Below are 22,775 nucleotides of genomic sequence, written 5' to 3' on the forward strand. Positions count from 1 at the left end.
CATCGGGGCAGCTGACGGCCAAGTTAGGCGAGAGGTAGTGATGGTGGATCAACTCCAGCATGCGACCGAGGCGCTGCGCAAAGCGCTGGTCCAGGTCGAGCGCCTGAAACGCACCAACCGTGCGCTGCTGGAGCGGTCGAGCGAGCCGATCGCGATCGTCGGTATGTCCTGCCGCTTCCCCGGCGGAGTCGAAACACCAGAAGACCTGTGGCAGATGGTGGCCGACGGCCGCGACGTGATCACGGAGTTCCCCAACGATCGCGGGTGGGACCTGGCGTCCCTGTATGACCCGGATCCCGACGCCCGCCACAAGACCTACGCGCGGACCGGCGGCTTCGTGGATGGCGTCGCCGACTTCGATCCGGCCTTCTTCGGCATCGCTCCGAGCGAGGCGCTCGCGATGGACCCGCAACACCGGATGCTGCTGGAACTGTCGTGGGAGGCGTTGGAACGGGGCGGGATCGACCCCAGCGGGCTGCGGGGCACCGCGACCGGTGTGTTCGCGGGCCTCATCGTCCAGGGCTACGGCATGCTCGCCGAGGAGATCGAGGGCTACCGCCTGACCGGCATGACCTCCAGCGTCGCCTCCGGTCGGGTGTCATACGTTTTAGGGCTGGAGGGCCCGGCGGTGTCGGTGGACACGGCGTGTTCGTCGTCGTTGGTGGCCTTGCACATGGCGGTGCAGTCGTTGCGTTCGGGCGAGTGCGATCTGGCGCTGGCCGGCGGCGCGACCGTCAACGCCACCCCGACGGTCTTCGTCGAATTCAGCCGCCACCGGGGGCTGGCGCCCGACGGCCGGTCCAAGGCTTACGCCGGGGCCGCCGACGGCGTCGGCTGGTCGGAGGGCGGCGCGATGCTCGTCGTCGAGCGGCTCTCGGATGCGCGGCGGTTGGGCCATCCGGTGCTGGCGCTGGTGCGCGGCTCGGCGGTCAATCAGGACGGTGCATCGAACGGGCTGACCGCGCCCAATGGCCCGTCGCAGCAGCGGGTGGTGCGCGCGGCGCTGGCCAACGCCGGGCTGTCGCCGGCGGACGTGGATGTGGTGGAAGGCCACGGTACGGGCACCACGCTGGGCGACCCCATCGAGGCCCAGGCGCTGCTTGCGACGTACGGCCAGGACCGGCCCGAGCCGCTGTGGCTGGGATCGATCAAGTCGAACATGGGCCACACCCAGGCCGCCGCCGGCGTGGCCGGCGTGATCAAGATGGTGCAGGCCATGCGCCACGAGATGTTGCCGGCGACACTGCATGTGGACGTGCCCAGCCCGCATGTCGATTGGTCGGCGGGATCGGTGTCGTTGCTCACCGAGGCGCAGCCCTGGCCGGCGGGCCCCCGCGTGCAACGCGCCGGCGTGTCGTCGTTCGGGATCAGCGGCACCAACGCACACGTGATCGTCGAGGCGGCCCCGGCGCCCGAGCCTCCGGCGGACCGCCCGCAGCCCGTGGCGGTGCCGTGGGTGGTGTCGGCAAAGTCGTTGCCGGCGTTGAGGTCTCAGGCGGCGCGGTTGGCCGGACACGTGCGCGGTCATGGCGATCTGGATGTCGCCGACGTGGCCTGGACGCTGGCGGGCCGCGCGACCTTCGAGCATCGGGCCGTCGCCGTCGGTGGCGACCGGGATCGGTTGCTGGCCGGGCTGGACGAGTTGGCCGGTGACGACCCGACCGGTTCGGTCATCCAGGGCAGCGCGGTGCCGGCGGGCAAAAGCGTCTTCGTGTTCCCCGGCCAGGGTTCCCAGTGGCTGGGCATGGGCATCGAATTGCTGGAAACCGCACCGGTATTCGCGCAGCAGATGGACGCGTGCGCGGAGGCGTTCGCGGAATTCGTCGACTGGTCGCTGATCGACGTCCTGCGTGGCGCCCCGGGTGCTCCGGGTATGGATCGCGTGGACGTGGTGCAGCCGGTGTTGTTCGCGATGATGGTGTCGCTGGCCGAACTGTGGAAATCGATCGGCGTCAACCCAGACGCGGTGATCGGCCATTCGCAGGGGGAGATCGCCGCGGCGTACGTCGCCGGCGCGCTGTCGCTGCGCGATGCCGCTCGGGTGGTCACGCTGCGCAGCAAGTTGCTGCGGGCGCTGGCCCATTCCGGCGGCATGCTCTCCATCGCATGCAGCACCGAACGCGCACGGGAATTATTGGCGCCCTACGGAAGTCGCGTCAGCATCGCGGCAGTCAACGGCCGCTCTGCGGTGGTGGTATCGGGCGAAGTGGCCGCGCTCGACGAACTCGTCGGGTTCTGCGCCGATCTGGAGCTGCGCACCCGCCGGATCGACGTGGATTATGCGTCGCACTCGGTCGAGGTGGAGGCCATTCGCGATGAGCTGACCGAGGCGCTGGCCGGCATCGAGCCGAGTTCCTCACGCATTGCCTTCTTCTCTACGGTGACCGGAAGCCGTTTGGACACCGCCGGTTTGGACGCCGCGTACTGGTATCGCAACATCCGGCAGACCGTGCAGTTCGACCAGGCGGTGCGCGCCGCATGCGAGCACGGGTACCGCACGTTCATCGAATCCAGCCCGCACCCCGCGCTGATCGCGGGCATCGAAGACACCGTGAACGACTGCCTGAAAAACGCGGCCGGTGACTCTGCGGCCATCGTGGTTCCCACTCTGGGCCGAGATGACGGCGGCCTCGACCGGTTCCTCACATCGGCCGCCGCTGCGTTCGTGGCCGGTGTGAACGTGAACTGGCGTGGTGTGGTGGCCGGAGCGGGCTTCGTGGAGCTGCCGACGTACGCCTTTGACCGGCGCAGGTTTTGGCTGTCCGGCGAGGGCATCGGAGCCGACGCCGCGGGCCTGGGACTCGGGACCAGCGAGCACGCATTGCTCACCGCGGTCGTCGAGCTGCCGGCCTCGGACGGGGTGCTGCTGACCGGTCGTCTGTCGCCCAGCCTGCAGGGGTGGCTGGCCGACCACGCGGTCTCCGGTGCCGCGGTGTTCCCGGGCGCGGGGTTCGTCGAGCTGGCGATCCGTGCCGGCGACGAAGTCGGCTGTTCGGTGGTCGACGAACTGACGCTGCAGGCGCCCCTGATGCTGCCTGCGTCCAGTTCGGTTGCCGTGCAGGTGGTTGTCGGTCCCAGCGACGAATCGGGCCGGCGCGCCGTCTCGGTGTTTTCCCGCGCCGACGCCGGTTCGGGATGGGTATGTCACGCGGAGGGAGTCTTGAGCTCCCGGTCGATTGAGCCCAGCGCCGATCTGTCGGCGTGGCCGCCCGCGGGCGCGGTCGCGGTGGACGTGGCCGATGGCTACGACCGGCTGGCAGCGCACGGATACGAATACGGCCCGGCGTTCCGCGGTCTGACCGCGACGTGGACCCGCGGCGACGAGGTGTTCGCCGAGGTGCGGCTGCCGGACGCGGCGGGAGGTGTCAGCGGGTTCGAGGTGCACCCGGCGTTGCTCGACGCGGCGATGCACGCCGTCGTCATGGCCCAGCAGGCGGCGGGCCATCCCGTCGAAGTGATGTTGCCGTTCTCGTGGCAGGACGTCTCGTTGCACGCCGCGGGTGCGACCGCGGTCCGCGCCCGGATCGCGCCGACCAACCAGGGCGCACAACGCGCTGGGGGCGCCACGATCTCGATCGAGCTCGCCGACGGGCTGGGCTTGCCGGTGCTGTCCGTGGGCGCGATGGTCGCCCGTCCCGTGAATGAGCGGCAACTGCGCGCGGCACTGTCGAGCTCGGGTCCCGAGCGACTGTTCGAATTGGCATGGTCGCCCGCAACGGTGGCGACCACGGCCAACCCGGCTCCGTCGTACGAGGTCTTGGAATCGGTTGTGACCGAACAGGATCCGGTTACCGCAACCTATGCGCGCACCCACCAGGTGCTGACTGCCGTGCAGTCGTGGTTGACCGAGCGCGACGCCGGTGTGTTGGTCGTGGCGACTCGCGGCGCCGTGGGATTGGCGGGGGAGGACGTCACCGATCTGCCCGGCGCGGCGGTCTGGGGACTGGTGCGCTCGGCGCAAACGGAGCATCCCGGTCGGATTGTTCTGGTGGATTCCGATGTGCCACTGGATGAACCGGCCGTCGCATCGGTACTCGCGGCCGGGGAGCCGCAGATTTTGCTGCGCAACGGCCAGGTCTATACGGCGCGAGTGCGGCCCAGCCGCGCAGTCGACGACCTCTTGGCGCCTCCGGGTGACGGACCCTGGCGCCTGGGCATCAGCAGCGCCGGGACGTTCGAAAACCTGCGACTGGAGCCGGTTCCCAACGCCGACGCACCGTTGGAGCCAGGTCAGGTTCGGGTGGCGCTGCGCGCCATCGCCGCCAACTTCCGCGACATCATGATCACCCTGGGTATGTTCACCCACGACGCCCTGCTCGGCGGCGAAGGCGCGGGCGTGGTGGTCGAGGTCGGCCCAGGTGTCACCGATTTTGCCGTCGGCGACTCGGTTTACGGGTTCTTCCCCGATGGAAGCGGCACGCTGGTCGCCGGTGACGTCCGCCTGCTGCAGCCGATGCCGCCGGATTGGTCATACGCCGAGGCCGCCGCCATCTCGGCCGTCTTCACCACCGCGTACATGGCCTTTGTGCACCTGGCCGATGTCAAGCCGGGCCAGCGGGTATTGGTGCATGCGGCCGCCGGCGGTGTCGGCATGGCCGCGGTCCAGTTGGGCCGGTACCTGGGTCTCGAGATATTCGCGACGGCGAGCCGGGGTAAGTGGGACACGTTGCGGGCCATGGGCTTCGACGACGACCACATCTCGGATTCCCGCAGCCTGGAATTCGAGGACAAGTTCCGGGCGGTGACCGGTGGCCGCGGTTTTGATGTGGTGCTGGATTCACTGGCCGGCGACTTCGTCGATGCCTCCCTGCGGCTGGTTGCCCCCGGCGGCGTGTTCTTGGAGATGGGCAAGACCGACATTCGCGATCCCGGCGTGATCGCCCAGGAATATCCGAGCGTGCGCTACCGCGCCTTCGACCTCTTCGAGCCCGGCCGTCCGCGGATGCACCAGTGGATGATCGAGTTGGCCGGGCTTTTCGACGCGGGTGTGCTGCGCCCGCTGCCGGTGACCACTTTCGACATCCGGCGCGCCCGCGCGGCGTTGCGGTACCTGAGCCAGGCCCGCCACGTCGGCAAGGTCGTCATGACGGTGCCGGACGCCTGGGCGGCCGGCACCGTGCTGATCACCGGTGGAACCGGAATGGCAGGTTCGACGCTGGCCCGCCACCTGGTCACTCAACACGGCGTGCGCAACGTCGTGTTGCTGAGCCGCAGCGGTCCCGAGGCGCCGGGCTCCGCCGAGTTGATCGCCGAATTGGAGGAAGCCGGGGCGGTTGCGCGCGCGGTCGTGTGCGACGCGGCCGACCGGGAGGCGCTGGCCGCGGCGATCGCCGACATTCCGGCGAGCCATCCACTGACCGGTGTGATCCACGCCGCCGGTGTGCTCGACGACGCGGTCGTCACGTCGCTGACTCCGGAGCGAGTCGATGCGGTGTTGCGCGCCAAGGTGGATGCGGCCTGGAACCTGCACGAGCTCACCCGCGATCTCGACCTGTCGGTGTTCGTCATGTTTTCGTCGATGGCCGGCCTGGTCGGGTCGTCGGGGCAGGGCAACTACGCGGCGGCCAACTCCTTCCTGGACGGGTTGGCCGCGCATCGGCGCGCCGTCGGGTTGCCCGCGATCTCACTGGGATGGGGGCTGTGGGACCAGGCCAGCGCCATGACCGGTGGGCTGGACGCCGCCGACCTCGCCCGCCTCGGTCGCGACGGGATTCTGGCGCTGTCTTCGGACGAGGCGATGGAGTTGTTCGACACCGCGCTGATTGTCGACGAGCCGTTCATGGCGCCCGCCCGCATCGACCTTAACGCGCTGCGCGCCCACGCAACCGCGGTGCCCCCCTTGTTCGCCGACCTGCTCAACGCCCCCGCGCGGCGCCAGGTCGACGACTCGCTGGCGGCCGCGAAGTCGAAATCCGCTCTGGCGCACCGTCTGCACGGGTTGCCCGAACCGGAACAGCACGCCGTGCTGCTGGACTTGGTCCGCTCGCACATCGCCACGGTGTTGGGTAACACCACGCCCGAGGCGATCGACCCGGACAAGGCGTTCCAGGATTTGGGCTTCGACTCGCTGACCGCGGTCGAAATGCGTAACCGGCTGAAAACGGCCACCGGACTGGCGCTTTCACCCACCCTGATCTTCGACTACCCGACCCCGAACGGGCTGGCGGGCTACATCCGCAGCGAACTCGCCGGAGTGCCACAAGAAATCACGCCCGCCCCGGTCGTTCGCGCCGCTGGCGACGACCCGATCGTGATCGTCGGCATGTCATGCCGGTATCCGGGCGGGGTGAATACACCGGACGACCTGTGGCAGATGCTCATCGAGCGCCGCGACGTGCTCTCGGAGTTCCCCACCGACCGCGGCTGGGATCTGGCCGGCATCTACAGCCCGGACCCCGACGTTCCGGGCACCTGCTACACCCGCACCGGCGGCTTCGTGGACGGCGTCGCGGAATTCGACCCCGCCTTCTTCGGCATCGCGCCGAGCGAGGCGCTGGCCATGGATCCGCAGCAGCGGATGTTCCTCGAGCTGTCGTGGGAAGCCTTGGAGCGAGCCGGAATTGAGCCCGGCGTATTGCGGGGCAGTGCGACCGGCATGTTCGCCGGGGTCTACACGCAGGGCTACGGCATGGGCGCCGCCCCGGCCGCGGAGGGCTTCCGCCTGACCGGGCAGTCGTCGAGCGTCGCGTCGGGCCGGGTGTCGTACGTGCTGGGCTTGGAGGGGCCGGCGGTGTCGGTGGACACGGCGTGTTCGTCGTCGTTGGTGGCGATGCACATGGCGGCGCAGTCGCTGCGCTCGGGCGAGTGCGACCTGGCGCTGGCCGGCGGCGTCACCGTCAACGCCACACCCGACATCTTCGTGGAGTTCAGCCGCATGCGCGGGCTGTCCGCGGATGGCCGGTGCAAGGCCTACGCGGGCGCCGCCGACGGCACCGGGTTCTCCGAAGGCGGCGGCATGCTCGTCCTGGAGCGCTTGTCGGATGCGGAGCGGCTGGGTCACCCCGTGCTGGCGGTGGTGCGAGGTTCGGCGATCAATCAGGACGGCGCCTCCAACGGCTTGACCGCGCCCAACGGTCCGTCCCAGCAGCGGGTGGTGCGCGCCGCGCTGGCCAATGCCGGATTGTCCGCGGCCGAGGTCGACGTGGTCGAAGGCCACGGCACGGGAACCACGTTGGGCGATCCCATTGAGGCCCAAGCACTGCTGGCCACCTACGGGCAAGATAGGGCGGAGCCCGGAAAACCCCTGCTGCTGGGATCGATCAAGTCGAACATGGGACACACGCAGGCCGCCGCCGGCGTGGCCGGCGTAATCAAGATGGTGCTGGCGATGCGCCATGACCTGCTGCCGGCGACGCTGCACGTCGACGAACCCAGCCCGCATGTCGACTGGTCGATGGGATCGGTGGCGCTGCTCACCGAGCCACAGCCCTGGACGGCGAACCGTCCCCGCCGGGCCGGCGTGTCGTCATTCGGCATCAGCGGCACCAACGCGCACGTGATCATCGAGTCCGCACCCGTCGGCGCCGCGCCGGTTGTGGATCGCGCCACGGCGCCGGTCGTTCCGTGGGTGGTGTCCGCAAAGTCGTTGTCGGCGTTGGGCTCCCAGGCCACCCGGCTGGCCGAGCACGTACGCCAGCGCGGTGACCTCGACGCCGGTGATGTGGCGTGGTCGTTGGCGGGGCGGTCGAACTTCGAGCATCGTGCCGTCGTTGTCGGTGGTGATCGCGAGCGGTTGCTGGCCGGCCTCGATGAGTTGGCCGCCGGTGAACTCGGATCGGTCGTCCAGGGCACGGTCACGCCCGGCGGCAAGACCGTCTTCGTCTTCCCCGGCCAGGGCGCCCAGACACTCGGCATGGGCATGGGTTTGCACGCCGCCTACCCGGTGTTCGCCGAGGCGTTCAACACCGTTGTGGCCGAACTGGACCGGCATCTGCTGCGGCCGTTGCGCGAAGTCATGTGGGGCCGCGACGAAAACCTTTTGAACACCACCGAGTTCGCCCAGCCAGCGTTGTTCGCGGTGGAAGTCGCCCTGTTCCGGTTGCTCGAGTCCTGGGGCATCCATCCCGACTTCGTGCTGGGCCATTCGATCGGTGAGCTGTCGGCCGCGCACGTCGGCGGCGTCTTGTCGCTGGAGAACGCGGCGGTACTGGTCGCCGCCCGCGGCCGCTTCATGCAGGCCCTGCCTGAGGGTGGGGCGATGTTCGCCGTGCAGGCCACCGAGCAGGAGGTGCGACCGCTGCTAGTGCCCGGGGTCGGCATCGCCGCCGTCAACGGGCCGACGTCGGTGGTCATTTCGGGCGCCGAGGACAAGGTGTCCGCTATCGCGGGCCAACTCCGCGCCGACGGGCGGCGCGTCCACCAGTTGGCGGTGTCCCACGCGTTCCACTCGCCGTTGATGGATCCGATGGTCGACGAATTCGGCACGGTCGCGGCCGGACTCGCCATCGGCAGTCCGACGATCCCGATCGTGTCGAACCTGACCGGGCAGCTCGCGGCCGACGACTTCGCTTCGGCCGCCTATTGGAAACGGCACATTCGCGAAGCCGTGCGGTTCGCCGACAGCGTGCGCTTCGTTCATTCGGCCGGCGCAGACCGCTTCCTCGAGGTCGGCCCCAGCAGTGGGCTGACGGCATCGATCGAAGAATCGCTTCCCGACGCTCCGGTGATCACTATGTCGGCGCTGCGCAAGGACCGCCCGGAGCCGGTGACCCTGACCAATGCCGTCGCGCAGGGATTCGTCGCGGGGATGGACGTGGACTGGCGCCGCGCCATCGGGAAAGCCAATTTCGTGGAGCTGCCTACCTATGCGTTCGAGCGCCGTCGGTTCTGGCTCTCCGGCGACGGAGCGACGGTCGACGCCGCGGGTCTGGGGCTCGCGCCCGGCGAGCACGCCTTGCTCGGTGCGGTGGTGGAACTGCCGGCGTCCGGCGGGGTGGTGCTGACGGGCCGGCTGTCGCCCAGTACGCAGAGCTGGTTGGCCGATCACGCCGTGGGTGGGGTGGTGCTGTTCCCCGGCGCGGGATTCGTCGAGCTCGCGATCCGCGCCGGCGACGAGGTGGGCTGCGGCGTTGTCGATGAGCTGAATCTGGCGGCGCCGCTGGTGTTGCCGGGCTCCGGATCGGTCGCGGTGCAGGTCGTCGTCGGCGGCGCTGACGAATCGGGTGCCCGTGCCGTGTCGGTCTTTTCGCGCGCCGACGCCGGTTCGGGCTGGTCGTTGCACGCCGAGGGTGTGCTGCGTGCAGGCGAAGTGCAGCCGAGCACGGACCTGTCGGTGTGGCCACCGATGGGTGCCACCGCGGTCGACGTCGGCGACGGCTACGAGCGCCTGGCCGAGCGCGGATACGGCTACGGCCCCGCGTTCCGCGGCCTGACCTCGATGTGGCGTCGCGGTGACGAAGTGTTCGCGGAAGTGAATCTGCCTGCAGATAGCGGGGTTTCGGCGGCCGGGTTCGGCGTCCACCCGGTGATGCTCGACGCGGCACTGCACGCGGTGATCTTGGCGTCCGATGGCGACGAACTCCCCGAAGGCTCGATGTTGGTGCCGTTCTCCTGGCAGCAGGTCTCGCTGCACGCCGCGGGCGCGACGGCGGTGCGGGCACGGATCGTCCCGGTGAGTGAGTCGGCGGTGTCGATCGAACTTGCGGACGGATTGGGACTGCCGGTGCTCTCGGTGGCATCGATGGTGGCCCGGCCGGTGACGGACCAGCAGCTGCTGGCGGCGGTTTCGAGTTCGGGACCGGACCGGCTCTTCGCGGTCATCTGGTCGGCGCAGCGGTCAACGTCGGTGCAGCCCGTCTCGGTATCGCTCTGGGGCGCAACGGAATCAGACGACACAGAGACGCAGCCGTCGGCCGTGGTGTTCGAATCGGCGCCGGTAGCCGACGATGTCGTGACCGAGGTCTACGCGGCAGCGCGCGCGGTCCTGCCCGTGCTGCAGTCCTGGCTGGCCCGCGACGGCGCGGGCACCCTGGTCGTGGCGACCCGCGGCGCGATGGCGTTGCCGGGGGAGGACGTCACCGATCTTGCGGGCGCGGCGGTGTGGGGACTGGTGCGCTCGGCGCAAACCGAGCATCCCGGCCGCATCGTGCTCGTCGACACCGATGCCCGGTTGGACGACGAGTCCGTGGCCGCACTCCTGGCGGTCGGCGAGCCGCAGGTTTTGCTGCGCGGCGGGGCGGTGTACACCGCCCGGGTGCACGGCAGCCGCGCCGTCGGCGGCTTGTTGGTGCCCCCGGCCGATGGGCCGTGGCGACTCGGCATGAGCAGCTACGGCACGTTCGAGAATCTGCGGTTGGAACGCATCCCGGATGCTGACGCCCCGCTGGAACCCGGACAGGTTCGGGTTGCGCTGTCGGCCCTGGCCGCCAACTTCCGCGATGTGATGATCGCGCTGGGGCTGTATCCGGACCCGGACGCCGTAATGGGCATCGAGGCATCCGGCGTCGTCATCGAAACTGGGCCCGGCACTGGACGTTTCGCGGTCGGCGACCGGGTGATGGGCCTGTTCCCCGATGGCACTGGCACGATCGGCAGGACCGACCAGCGCCTGCTCGCCAAGATGCCGGCCGGGTGGTCACACACCTCGGCCGCCACCACCACGGTGGTGTTCGCCACCGCCTTCTACGCGCTGGTGGACCTGGCCGCCGCCAAGCGAGGCCAGCGGGTGCTGGTGCACGCCGCCGCCGGTGGGGTGGGAATGGCCGCGGTGCAGCTGGCCCGCCACCTGGGTCTGGAAGTCTTCGCGACCGCCAGCCGGGGCAAGTGGGACACCCTGCGCGCCATGGGCTTTGACGAGGACCACATCTCGGATTCGCGCAGCCTGGACTTCGAGGACAAGTTCCGGGCCGTCACCGGTGGGCGTGGCCTGGACCTGGTGCTGGACTCACTGTCGGGCGACTTCGTCGACGCCTCCCTGCGACTCGTCGCCCCCGGCGGCGTGTTCCTGGAGATGGGCAAGACCGACATGCGCGAGCCCGAGGCGGTGGCTCAGGCACACCCCGGTGTGCGCTACCGCGCCTTCGATCTGTTCGAGGCCGGGCCGGACCGCATCGCTCAGATACTCGACGAGCTGGCCGCGTTGTTCGGTGACGACGTGCTGCGGCCGTTGCCGGTGACCAGGTTCGACGTGCGACGCGCGCCGGCTGCGTTGCGCTATTTGAGCCAGGCTCGCCACGTGGGCAAGGTCGTGATGAGCATGCCGGACGCCTGGGCGGCGGGCACGGTATTGATCACCGGTGCCACCGGGATGGCGGGTTCGGCATTGGCCCGTCACGTGGTCACGCGCCACGACGCGCGGAACCTGGTGTTGGTGAGCCGGCGTGGTCTCGACGCGCCGGGGGCCGCCGAACTGGTTACGGAACTCAGCGCGGCCGGCGCGCAGGTGCAAGTGGTGGCCTGTGATGCTGCCGACCGCGAGGCACTGGCCAAGGTGATCGCCGACATCCCGGTGCAGCGGCCGCTGTCGGGAGTGATCCACGCGGCCGGCGTACTCGACGACGCGGTGATCTCATCGCTCACCCCCGAGCGGGTGGAGGCGGTGTTGCGGGCCAAGGTCGATGCCGCGTGGAACCTGCACGAACTGACCCGCGATCTCGATGTGTCTGCGTTCGTGATGTTTTCGTCCATGGCCGGGCTGGCGGGCGCGTCCGGCCAGGCCAACTACGCGGCGGCGAACTCGTTCCTGGACGGGTTGGCCGTGCACCGGCGCACGCATGGGCTGCCGGCGATGTCGCTGGCCTGGGGTCTCTGGGATCAGACCAGCGCGATGACCGGAGCGCTCGGTGCCGCCGATCGTGCCCGCTTCGGCCGCGACGGAATCGTCGCGATGTCCTCCGACGAGGCGCTGGAACTGATGGATACCGCGCTCATCGTCGACGAGCCGTTCCTCTTGCCCGCCCACATCGACCTCGCCGCCCTACGGGTCAAGTTCGACGGCGGCACCCTGCCGCCGATGTTCGTCGATCTGATCAACGCGCCGACCCGCCGCCAGGTCGACGACTCACTGGCCGCGGCGAAGTCGAAATCGGCCCTGCTGCAGCGCCTCGAAGGATTGCCCGAGGACGAGCAACAGGCGGTTCTGCTGGACTTGGTGCGTGCCAACATCGCCACCGTGCTCGGCAACTCTAGCCCCGAGTCCATCGATCCGGACCGCGCATTCCAGGAGCTGGGCTTCGACTCGCTGACCGCGGTGGAGATGCGCAACCGGCTCAAGTCCGCCACCGGACTGGCCCTGTCGCCCACGCTGATCTTCGACTACCCCAACTCCGCCGCGCTGGCCGGTTACATGCATCGAGAACTCGTCGGTGCGGCCGAACAACAGAGTCCTGCCGCCGCTCCCGGGGAAGCCGAAATCCAGCGCGCCGTGGGATCGATCCCGGTCAAGCGCCTGCGGCAGGCCGGCGTGCTGGAGCTGTTGCTCGCGTTGGCGAATGAGGCCGACGGCGGTCGAGGCGACGGACAGTCGCCGGCCACCCCGGTGACCTCGGAGAAGGACATCGCGGACATGGACCTCGAGGACCTGGTCAACGCGGCGTTGATGGACGACGACGAGTAGCCATGAACTTGCGCAGGGCCAGTCAGTGAGAATCGCCGTCACCGGCGCCGGCGGCGTCCTCGGCCGGGGCCTGACCGCCCGCTTGCTCAGCCAGGGCCACGACGTCATCGGCTTCGCCCGTCATCGACCCGAGAGCTGGCCGAGTGCCGCAGAATTCGTCGCGGCCGACATCCGGGACGCCGATGCGGTCAACCGCGCGGTCGCCGGCGCCGACGTCGTGGCGCACTGCGCATGGGCGAACAGTCCGGGCCCCGACGCCCGGATCAGCCATCAGGTGAATGTCGCGGGCACCGCCAACGTTCTGCAGGCGATGGCCGAAACCGGTTCCAGGAGGATTGTTTTCGCATCCTCGCCGCATGTTTACGGCGGTGGAGATGCACCGAGGACCGAGCACGATGCGAGAACGCCGATCAGCGTCGATGGCGAATACAAGGCCCGGGTCGAGCGGATGATTGAGGAGGCCGGCCTGGAATGGGTCGCGATCCGCTCCGCGCTGATCGTCGGCCGAGGCGTCGATAACTGGGTGCGTCGGCTGCTGGCGCTGCCGGTATTCCCCGACAGGTCGGCCGACCGTCTCATGCAGGTCGTCCACCTCGACGACGCCCTCAGGCTGTTCAACCGGGCGATCGTGGACACCGAAATCGGCAGCGGTCCCGTCAATCTCGCCGCTCCTGGTGAGCTGACCTTCCGGCGCGTCGCCGCGGTGCTTGGACGCCCGATCATGCGGTTGGGCTTTGAGGCGGCCGAGCTGCAACTGGTGCACGGCGCGGCGTTCATGGATACCGCACGGTTGCGTGAGCAGTGGGGATTCCGCCCGGCGTGGAACTCCGGTGAGTGTGTCGAGGATTTGGCGCTCGCGGTGCGCGGCCGGGTCACCCTGGGCAAGCGGGTGGTGTCGCTACCGTGGCGGATGGCCAACATCGTTGACCTTCCTTCCGTGGATGCGCCGACCGAGGACGGGGTGAAGCCGAATTGGGCCGGCCCAGCCGGAGATAACGGGGAATTCGATACCCCGATCGACCCGCGCTTTCCAACCTTTCTGGCCACCAATTTGTCCGAGGCCCTACCTGGCCCGTTCTCGCCGGCGTCGGCGTCGGTGACCGTGCGCGGACTGCGCGCGGGTGGCGTGGCCATCGCCGAGCGGCTGCGGCCCGGCGGCATCATCCAGCGTGAAATCGCCACGCGGACCGTCGCCGTGTTCGCCCACCGGCTCTACGGGGCCATCACCTCGGCGCATTTCATGGCGGAAACCGTCCCGTTTGCCAAGCCCGCGATGATCGTCAGCAACAGCGGATTCTTCGGCCCCAGCATGGCGTCGTTGCCAATCTTCGGTGAGGAGCGTCCACGCTCCGAAACCAGCCGCGTCCGAAAGCAACTGCGGACCGTTCGCAACATCGGGGTATTCGGCGTCAACCTCATCGGCCTGTCCGCCGGCTCGTCCAGGGACACCCACGAGTTCGTTGCCGATGTGGATCGCCTGGAACGCCTGGTCGACGACGTGAACCGGTTGGACGATCGTCGGCTGCTCAGCCTGATCTCTTCGGCGCGCGACGATGTGGTGCACGGTTGGGTGCTGGCCTCGGCGTCGTTCATGCTGTGCGCCGCGTTCAACGTCCTGCTGCGCGGTTTGTGTGGACGAGACACCGCCGCGCCGGCGGGACCGGAATTGGTCAGTGCCCGATCGGTCGAGGCAATGCAGCGGTTGGTGGCTGCCGCACAGCGCGACCCGAAAGTGACAGCGCTGCTGGCCGAACCGGGGGCGCGGCTGGGCAAGCTGGCCGTCGAGGCCCCCGAGTTTCACGCCGCAGTCCTGGCGGAGCTGGCGCTGATCGGGCATCGGGGCCCCGCCGAACTCGAGATGCTGTCGATCAGCTATGCCGATGATCCCGAGTTGCTCGTCCGGATGGTGACCAGAGCGATGAGCGTCCCCGATCCGCCGCAGCCGCCGACGCGCCCCCCGATTCCCCTGCACGCCAGGCCTGTCGCTCAGCTGGCGGCACGCCAACTCCGCGACCGCGAAGTCCGTCGCGACAAGGTGGTTCGGGCCAACTGGGTGCTACGCAACCTCATGCGCGAGTATGGCCGCAGGTTGGTCGAGGCCGGAACCCTTGATACCGCCGATGATGTGTTCTATCTGCTCGTCGACGAGCTCGATGCGCTGCCGCCGGACGTCGGTGGGTTGGTGGCCCGGCGTCGTGCCGAACAACGCCGGCTGGCCGCTGTGGTTCCGCCGACGGTGTTCAGCGGGAGCTGGCAACCGACCACAGCGACATCGGGGGCCCTCACCAGCGGCGACAGACTGCGCGGTGTCGGCGTGTGTGGGGGTAAGGTGCGTGGCCGGGTGCGTATTGTCCGGCCCGAAACGATCGACGAACTGCAGGCCGGCGAAATCCTTGTCGCTGAGGTCACCGACGTCGGATACACCGCGGCGTTCTGCTACGCCGCCGCCGTGGTGACCGAACTGGGCGGCCCGATGTCACACGCCGCGGTGGTGGCCCGCGAGTTCGGCTTTCCCTGTGTGGTGGATGTGCAGGGCGCAACGAAGGCGCTGCCGCAGGGCGCCCTGGTCGAAGTCGACGGTACCTCGGGCGAGATTCGTCTGCTGGAGTTGGCGTCTGCGGACCATCCACCGCTTCCTGCGGACGGTCACGCCCACTGAAATCTGTTGCGCCATAAGCTGTTATGACCCGTCCTATCGACGTCGACGGTCACGGAGTCTCCGGTGTGAGAATTTTCAGCGGCAGCCTGGGCAACGTGGAGGTGGGGGATGGCCAGGTGATTTCGGGACGGTACCCGTGCGCAAGCTCAAAATGGGGAATGCGGCTCAGCCATTGGGTCACGACCACATTCATTTCCATCCGGGCCAGATGAGAGCCGACGCAACGGTGCGGACCGCCACCGAAGCCCCAATGCTTGTGCACCTTGCCGTCCAGCACCACATCATCACCGGAGATCGCGTCGCTGCCATCGCGGTTGATCGCACCCAGGCACAGTCGCACGCGCGAACCCGCCGGCAATGTGATGCCCGCAATGGTGACCTCCTCTGTGGTCACCCTGGGAACGACGGGGGCCGACGACTCAAGTCGGACTATCTCTTCGACGAAAACGCTTATTTCAGCAGGGTTTTGGCACAGTCTATTGCGCAAGTCGGGACGGCGCGCCAACTCGAGCATCGCCGCCCCGATAGCCGAGGTGACGGTGTCCAGGCCTGCCAGCACAAAGAAGAAGGCCATGCCGAGGGCTTCGTCGTCGGTCATCGCATCCTCGCCCACCAAAACCTGGGACAGGACATCGTCTCCGGGATTTTGCCGATGGGCGGCGACGGCCTCCGTAAGGTAGGCGAACATCTCCAGTGCCGGCGTCAGATCCGGGGTTTCACCAGCGGCGTTCGGAATGCTGAGTTCGATGATGGCGTCCTTCCACCCGATTAGCCTCTCCCGATCATGTAGCGGAAGGCCGAACAGCGTCAGGAAGACCTGCGAGGGGTAGGGAGTCGCCAGGTCGGCCATCACCTCACACTCGTCGCGTCCGGCAATCGAGTCGATGATGTCGATCGCTTGGTCCTGCATCGCGGGCAGTATCGCTGCAAGCGCATGGGGGCTGAAGAACGGTTGCAGAATCCTGCGAAACCGGGTGTGTTCCGGAGGATCGAAGGCCGCGGGCACCAGCGGCAGCGGGCTGCCGACGAACTCGAACGCCTTCTTAGACGAAAACACGCTCGGATTACGCAGTGCGGCAAGTACATCCTCACGCCGAGTCAGGGCGTACCAGCCGTCGCTCATTACCACTGGCCCCGCTTCGCGCAGTGCGGCCCAACCGGCGCCCCGATCGAGTGACATCGGAATATCGACCAAGTCGAGCACCGGAATTGCGGGGGAGTCATGAGGCTCGGTCATGGGCGCCTGTTCCTTTTGGCTTAAAACACCGCGGCGTTTCATCTACCGAACTCGAGCGCGAGACGCGTAGGTCCGCTCATGCCAAGAAGCGGCCTCCACGGCGGGTTCTCGGTGCACCGTGGATGGGGCAGCCTGTTCGCAAGTATCTTGAGCGCTTCGGAGAGCTCCCGCCTGGCGAGGTTCGCGCCGAGGCAGTAGTGAGCTCCTCCGCCGAACGTGAGGATGGGCGGCGGATCGTCGCGAGTGATGTCGAAGCGGGTGGGGTCGGCGTAAATGGAGGGATCCCGATTGGCGGCATAGGTGTTAACGATGATGAATGTCCCCGCTGGGAACGTGTAGTCACCGATCGTGACGTCGTTGGTGACACTGCGGAGGGTGCTGCACATAGATGGGGAGTGACGCATGGTCTCCTCGACGGCTTTCATCCCGAGCTCGGGGCGGTCGCGAAGCAGCGCCCATTGGTCCGGATGCTCGGATAGAACTTGCATCGAGGCTGCTAATTGCGTACGTGTGGTGTCGGTTCCGGCCACCAGGATGCTGAAAGCCAGCATCCGCACTTCGCCGGCGTCCAGCCGGTCGCCTCGGTTTTCCGCCCGGATGAGTTCGGAGAGCAGGTCGTCTGTCAGGGTCTTGCGCCGATCGGCGATCATCCCGTCGATGTATTCGTCGAAAGCGTCCCAGGCCGTCAGGACCTTGGGCTCTTCCTCGGCAAGATTGCAGTCGAAGCTCACGATCTTGAATATGTCCTCCGCCCACTTCGAGAACAGCTGCCAGTCTTGCCGTGGCGCACCCAGGAGCGCACAGATAACGGGGATCGGGTACGGCCGCGCGATCTCCTCGACGAACTCACAACTCCCTTCTGCGACAACCGCATCGACGAGTTCATTGATGACGGCGTGAATCGTCTCGTCCATGCGCGCGGTTGCCCGTGGCGTAAACGCCTTCGATACCAAGCCGCGCAGCCGACGATGTTCGTCGCCTTCCATGCAGAGGATGCTGCGCACGACGCGGTCCCACAGCTCGCCTGACGTCACGCCGTGCGCAGTGAGGTGAATGCCCGGAGGAATCCCGAACCGTGGATCGCCCAGTACGGTTCGAGCAAGTTCGTAGGAGAGTACCTCCGGCCCCACGGGACCCAGCGCGATCGGTGCCAGCTGCTGGGCGGCCCGAAACTGTGGATATATCTCCTGAGGCGTGTCCGTGACGTCGTAGGTCAGCACCGGTAGATCGGCGTCAACGACACTGGGCTTCGCCGTGCCGACGGTCATGATGTCTCCCTGTCGCGGTCTCGGTTGCTCAAATCGGTTGGTAGGGCTTCAGAACGGCGCCTAGCTGGGCTGCCCCGGTGGGCCCGGCAGGTAGCTCGCCGGGGTCGGGGATCATGGCCGCCGTGCGCTTGTCGATGATCGCCGAGAGGTGGTCTCGCACTTTCTCGACAGTGAGCCCGGTGTCGGTGTATCCCGCAGTCTGGCCGAAGACGCGTAGGCCGACGTTACCTGCGCCCGCTTCGAGATTGGCTCCCGAGAGCTCGCAGGCCTCATGGGCCAGGTAACCGACGGCGGGCGATACCAGGCCGGTGGGGAAATGCGCCTCCATCAGCGAGGTGAACGGCGAAGTCTCGTTGAAGTGGCGGATAGCGGTGGTGTTGGCTGCCGGTCCCAGCGCGTTGACCTTGATACCGAGCGGCGTGCCCTCGACGGCCAACCCGCGCGTCAATCCGAAGATGCCGCTCTTGGCCGCACCGTAGATGGAAAGGTTCTCGATCCCGAACATCGCGCCCGACGTGGTGTTCACAATCCGTCCATACCCCGCCTCACGCATGTGCTGCCATGCCGCCCGGCACATCCACACGGTTCCCATCAGGTGCACGTCGATCACCGTGCGGATATCGGCACTGGAGATCTCGTCGAAATGCGCCAGGAAGCAGACCCCGGCATTGTTCACCAGGATGTCGAGGCGTCCCCACGTGTTCAGCGCCGTCGTGACGACGCGGCGCGCGCCATCTTCCTCGGCAACGCTGTGCTGATCGGGAACCGCTTCGCCGCCGGCGGCGAGGATCTCTTCGACGACGTGCTCCGCATTCGCCCGCATGGTTCCCCGCCCGTCGGGGCCCACGCCAAGGTCATTGACCACCACTTTGGCTCCGCGCTCGGCAAGCAGGGTCGCGTGGGACCGGCCCAAACTCGGGTCCTGGCCACCGGCCCCGGTGACGATGGCAACCCGGCCGTCGAATCGAAGCTCGCTCATGGCAGTCCTTTTCGCGGTTACTTACGGCAGGTTGGTCGACAGGAATGTCAGGGGCAGGCCGAGCACCGACAAGTCGATTTCCTCGAGATAGTTGCCCTCGCCCTCGAAGCCTTGCCGGAAGCGGGTGGCCGAGCCGTAGCGCTTGGCGATGTCCTCTGCCTCGGACGCTCCGGGGACCTGCACCACCACCGTGAAAACGCCACCCTCACCGTGACTGGCCAGGAATTCGGTGACCGACGTGGCCACCTCGGCGGTGGACCCCGGGTTGGGACTGATCAGCTCGATGCCCCGATTCCAATCCAGGAGCACCCGGATGCCGAGTTCGTCCAAATTGATCTCGTCGAAGCTGAAGCCCAGTTCGGTGAATAGCCGCCCCACCGTGTCATGTCGGTCCCTTGCCACCGCGAAGACGACGTGATGCAGCCGTGACGGTGAATCATTCATTCGTGACCTCCGGGCAGGATCGGGAGAGTGGTCGGGAAGCCGGACGCGCGGCGCGGGCTGTCACTGGTGGCTGAAATCTATGGGAAGACTTGTCGGCCCACTCATGCCGAGTATCGGCTTCCACGGTGCCGCTCCGGCACGCCGGGCGTCCGGCAGCCGGCGCGCCAGGATCTTGAGGCCTTCGGCCAGCTCCAGCCGGGCCAGGTTCGCGCCGAGGCAATAGTGCACGCCGCCGCCGAATGTCAGTACCGCCGGCGCCTCCTTGCGGGTGATGTCGAAGCGGTCGGGTTCCCGGTATATGGTCGGATCGCGATTCGCTGCAAAAGAATTCACAAAGATGTAGGTCTCGCTCGGGAACATGTATCCGTCCAACTCGACATCTTCGTTCACGGTTCGGACCGTGTTGCACACGGCGGGCGAGTGGCGCATGCTCTCTTCGACCGCCGGCATGGCGAGTTCGGGGTGCTCGCGCAACATCGCCCACTGCTCCGGGTGATCGAGCAGCACCTGCAAGGACGCGGCCAGCTGATTGCGTGTGGTATCCGTTCCGGCAAGCAACAATCCGGCCACGGTCATGCGAAGTTCGTCGGCATTGAGGCGGTCACCGTCATCCTCGGCGCGGATGAGATCGGAGAGCAGGTCGTCGGTCAGGTGGTGTCGCCGCTCGGCGACCATCTCATCGACGTAGGCGTCGAGCTCGGCCCAACCGCGAAGGATCGCGGGCGTTTCGGCGGCGAGGTTGACCGAGAAGTTGGCCATCTTGAAAATGGCTTCGGCCCATCGGGAAAACTCTGCCCAGCTTCCACGTGGCGCACCGAGCAATGCACAGATGATCGGGATCGGGTAGTGACGGGCAATGTCAGTTACAACGTCACAGCGGCCGGCGTCGACGACGCCATCGACCAGTTCGTTGACGACTTCGCCGATAGTGTCGTGCAGACGCGCGGTGGCCCGCGGGGTGAATGCCCGCGACACCAGGCTTCGCAGCCGATGATGTTCGGCGCCTTCCGCGCAGATGATGCTTCCGACGACTCTGTCCCAAAGCGGGCCCGACGTCACGCCTTGCGCGCTCAGGTGAAGGCCTGGGGGGATGATGAATCGGGTGTCGCGGAGAACGGTGCGCGCGAGCTCGTAGGAGAGGATCTCGGGTCCGAATGGGCCGAGGGCGATTGGGCCACGTAGCTGCGCTGCCCGGATGCGAGCGCAGACCTCGTGCGGTGACTCGGTGACGTCGTACTCGAGCACCGGAAGTCCCGCCTCAAAGATACTGGGCCCACCGGTCGTTGCGGTCATTACACGCACGTCCTCTCAGCTACCTGCCAGCACTCCCCGCGGAAGGAGCAGCGGCAGGTCGTTGTAGGTGGCGATGCCGGGCGGGGCGGCGACCACCGCAGGTATCGCGTTGATCGCCGGCATGGCGGTGATGGTGAGACCCAACATGATGTAATCATCCAGCGTCTCGCCCCGAAAGTCTGGCGGCGGAAGGAAGCTCAGCGTCGTCTTGATCGTCGGCTGGCCTTGCACCTCGATGGTGTAGCCCACGTCCAGCGGCCAATCCGGATCCAGCGTTTGACCCTTGCGCCACCGGCCGCGGATTTCGATGATGTCGCGGCCGCCGAAAATTCCTCTCCAGCGGACGTCTACGCCGGCGACACACCCTTTGGCGATCGTCCAGTCGCCGGGTAGCTCGAGATCCTCGGTGGTCTGGGCATACTCGACCTCGCAACGCACTTCGTCGAGTTCCACGCCGAGAGCGTCGGCGATCAGCAGAACGGCGTCCCGGAAGACGCCGGACCCCTTCTCGGTGATGGCCGGCAGGCCTGGCTGGTCGATGGGATAGCCGAAGCCCATGGGTATCTCGGTCGCGGGGGAGTTGTAGATGGTGGTGTCAGCGGACTCAAGCATCGACACCTTGTCCACTCGGTCGGAGAGGCCTGCCGACACGATGGCGAACAGTTGGATGAAACCGGGGTTGATGCCGCTGCCGAAAATGGTCGACCCGCCCTGCTGACAGGCCTCGGCAATCCGATCGCGTCCCGCGCCGAGGAAGTGGCCGGTGACGAACCCTGCCGTACCCACCACGTTGACACCCGCTTCGAGGATGCGGACCAGCTCATCGACATCGGCGAACATCGGGTTGTAGACGACGCAGTCGGGCTTGAGCGCGAGCAGCGCGTCAATGTCGTTGGTGGCCTTCACATCGAGGGGTTCGATCCCGCACAGCTCGCCGACATCGCGGCCGACCTTGCCTGGTGACCAGGCGTAACATCCGACGAGCTCGAGTGTGGGGTTTCTGGCTATCGCCCGCACCGAACTCTTGCCGACGTTACCCGTCGTCCACTGAACGACCCGATAGGTCACGGGTGCGGTGCCGCGTGCAGTTGGGCCGCCTGGCGAGCGAGCCGTTCGTTGTGGATCCTGACCAGTTCGCGGAACCCAAGCCTGTGGTACTTCGGTATGGGCTGGATGCCCCACACGTCCTGCGCGGTGGCCTTACCTTCAGCGCCCTCCGGGGGCCCGAACGGCGGGTACGGGTACTTGCACTCCAAGGTGTCGTTGGAGTAGCGAATCTTCAGCAGCTCGCTGCAGATCTGCGTGAGGCTCAGCGTTGGGTAGCCGTAGTAGACCGCCATGAACGGCAAGGTGAATGCGCCTTCGATGACCAGGGCGACCAGGCACACCAACACGGCCCGTTTGATCCATTTGTGCATTCGCGCGTAATACGGCGTGGTCCCCGGCTCGAGACCAGCGGTGGGTTCTTGCTCTTCGGTGGGCGTCGGTGCGGTCATGGCATTGCTCCTTAAACCTGTTCAGTCGGAGAAGATTTCGCGGTTGACGGTGTGCAGATACGGGATGGCCAGGAAGGGGGTGATGTAGAAGATGTCGTAGAGCCACCAGCCGACGACCGGGAATACCACACCGGCGTAGCGCACGTCGGCGAACATCGTCATGTTGAACACATACGCGGACCAGATCACCACGCCCATCCAGCAGGTGACGATCATCCACTGATGGCCCCAGCGCTTCATCTGCAGGAATCCGATGGCCGCGGCCACCCGCATGGAGAACACCGTGAGGATCAGCCCTGCCACATAAGCCTTCTCGCCCGGTCCCGCCGCGCCGCCGATCCAGAGCTCGTTGTAATGCCAGAAGTAGCCGGCATCAAACATGTTGCCCCACCCAACCATCAGCACCCGGTTGATCAACGTGTGGTTGGCGACCAGGTCCAGGGCCCAGCCGAGACTGTTGAGCATTCCGTCGATCAGGACCAGATAACCGATCAGGGTCACGATCATAGGCCGGACCGACAAGCCGGCTCGCAGTGCTTGACGCTGCAGCCACACTCCACGCATGAAGATGGGAAACCCGATGAGCCCCGGAGCCCACATGCCCATCAGGGCGGCGCCGACGATCATCCACTTGTCGGCCCGGCGCTGCGCCTGGCGGGATTCGTCGTGGTGATCCTCGAGGGCGACCGAGCTCGTGGGCTGTGCGGCAACAGGATTCATAGATCCCACCACCCTCGGGCGAACGACATGTACAGCTGGATGCCGAACATCACCAGCAGGTAGCCGTAGATGAAGATCTGGAAGACGATGAGCGCCCTCTTGCGCTTCTGTTCCTGTTGGTCCATG

11 protein-coding genes are annotated in these 22,775 nt (G+C 67.2%); 2 read left to right on the forward strand and 9 right to left on the reverse strand.

Annotation, left to right across the window (positions count from 1 at the left end):
• Window positions 1-40: 40 nt before the first annotated feature.
• The gene (locus tag A5678_RS05835) at window positions 41-12,553 is read left to right on the forward strand and encodes a type I polyketide synthase (protein WP_068039804.1); all 12,513 of its coding nucleotides are present in this window, start codon (window positions 41-43) and stop codon (window positions 12,551-12,553) included.
• Window positions 12,554-12,578: 25 nt separating this feature from the next.
• Entirely contained in the window at window positions 12,579-15,212 is a 2,634-nt protein-coding gene (locus tag A5678_RS05840) for a sugar epimerase family protein (RefSeq protein ID WP_068039806.1), read from the forward strand.
• Between the two features lie 49 nt (window positions 15,213-15,261).
• On the opposite strand, the gene A5678_RS05845 is transcribed toward A5678_RS05840, so the two are convergent.
• From A5678_RS05845 to A5678_RS28165, 9 genes are read right to left on the reverse strand one after another with little or no spacing between them, the layout of a single operon-like run.
• Window positions 15,262-16,449 carry a cytochrome P450 gene (locus A5678_RS05845; RefSeq protein ID WP_068039808.1) on the reverse strand — a complete coding sequence of 396 codons (1,188 nt, stop codon included), beginning with the start codon at window positions 16,447-16,449 and terminating at the stop codon, window positions 15,262-15,264.
• Between the two features lie 38 nt (window positions 16,450-16,487).
• Entirely contained in the window at window positions 16,488-17,717 is a 1,230-nt protein-coding gene (locus tag A5678_RS05850) for a cytochrome P450 (RefSeq protein WP_068039810.1), read from the reverse strand.
• Between the two features lie 28 nt (window positions 17,718-17,745).
• Window positions 17,746-18,696 carry an SDR family NAD(P)-dependent oxidoreductase gene (locus tag A5678_RS05855; RefSeq protein ID WP_068039812.1) on the reverse strand — a complete coding sequence of 317 codons (951 nt, stop codon included), beginning with the start codon at window positions 18,694-18,696 and terminating at the stop codon, window positions 17,746-17,748.
• Window positions 18,697-18,717: 21 nt separating this feature from the next.
• Window positions 18,718-19,140 (reverse strand): hypothetical protein, encoded by a 423-nt coding sequence (locus tag A5678_RS05860; protein ID WP_068039814.1) that lies wholly within the window; start codon window positions 19,138-19,140, stop codon window positions 18,718-18,720.
• Between the two features lie 60 nt (window positions 19,141-19,200).
• Window positions 19,201-20,433, reverse strand: a complete 1,233-nt coding sequence (locus A5678_RS05865) for a cytochrome P450 (RefSeq protein ID WP_068039816.1) — start codon at window positions 20,431-20,433, stop codon at window positions 19,201-19,203.
• Between the two features lie 15 nt (window positions 20,434-20,448).
• Window positions 20,449-21,501 carry a dihydrodipicolinate reductase gene (locus tag A5678_RS05870; protein WP_068039818.1) on the reverse strand — a complete coding sequence of 351 codons (1,053 nt, stop codon included), beginning with the start codon at window positions 21,499-21,501 and terminating at the stop codon, window positions 20,449-20,451.
• A complete protein-coding gene (locus A5678_RS05875; protein ID WP_068039820.1) occupies window positions 21,498-21,929 on the reverse strand; it encodes a hypothetical protein in 432 nt (143 codons plus the stop codon). The genes A5678_RS05870 and A5678_RS05875 overlap by 4 nt, the downstream gene beginning before the upstream one ends.
• 21 nt (window positions 21,930-21,950) lie before the next feature.
• The gene (locus A5678_RS05880; protein WP_068039822.1) at window positions 21,951-22,649 is read right to left on the reverse strand and encodes a hypothetical protein; all 699 of its coding nucleotides are present in this window, start codon (window positions 22,647-22,649) and stop codon (window positions 21,951-21,953) included.
• A complete protein-coding gene (locus A5678_RS28165; protein WP_046182590.1) occupies window positions 22,646-22,774 on the reverse strand; it encodes a hypothetical protein in 129 nt (42 codons plus the stop codon). The genes A5678_RS05880 and A5678_RS28165 overlap by 4 nt, the downstream gene beginning before the upstream one ends.
• Between the last annotated feature and the right edge of the window lies 1 nt (window position 22,775).

It is taken from the genome of Mycobacterium sp. E2733, from assembly GCF_001667585.1.
Lineage (GTDB): Bacteria > Actinomycetota > Actinomycetes > Mycobacteriales > Mycobacteriaceae > Mycobacterium.

Excerpts from the sequence above, each read along its gene's own strand:
- A5678_RS05850 (WP_068039810.1), bottom strand. The coding sequence starts at position 17,717 with ATGACCGTCGGCACGGCGAAGCCCAGTGTCGTTGACGCCGATCTACCG.
- A5678_RS05875 (WP_068039820.1), bottom strand. The coding sequence starts at position 21,929 with ATGACCGCACCGACGCCCACCGAAGAGCAAGAACCCACCGCTGGTCTC.
- A5678_RS05855 (WP_068039812.1), bottom strand. The coding sequence starts at position 18,696 with ATGAGCGAGCTTCGATTCGACGGCCGGGTTGCCATCGTCACCGGGGCC.
- A5678_RS05860 (WP_068039814.1), bottom strand. The coding sequence starts at position 19,140 with ATGAATGATTCACCGTCACGGCTGCATCACGTCGTCTTCGCGGTGGCA.
- A5678_RS28165 (WP_046182590.1), bottom strand. The coding sequence starts at position 22,774 with ATGGACCAACAGGAACAGAAGCGCAAGAGGGCGCTCATCGTCTTCCAG.
- A5678_RS05845 (WP_068039808.1), bottom strand. The coding sequence starts at position 16,449 with ATGACCGAGCCTCATGACTCCCCCGCAATTCCGGTGCTCGACTTGGTC.
- A5678_RS05865 (WP_068039816.1), bottom strand. The coding sequence starts at position 20,433 with ATGACCGCAACGACCGGTGGGCCCAGTATCTTTGAGGCGGGACTTCCG.
- A5678_RS05835 (WP_068039804.1), top strand. The coding sequence starts at position 41 with ATGGTGGATCAACTCCAGCATGCGACCGAGGCGCTGCGCAAAGCGCTG.
- A5678_RS05880 (WP_068039822.1), bottom strand. The coding sequence starts at position 22,649 with ATGAATCCTGTTGCCGCACAGCCCACGAGCTCGGTCGCCCTCGAGGAT.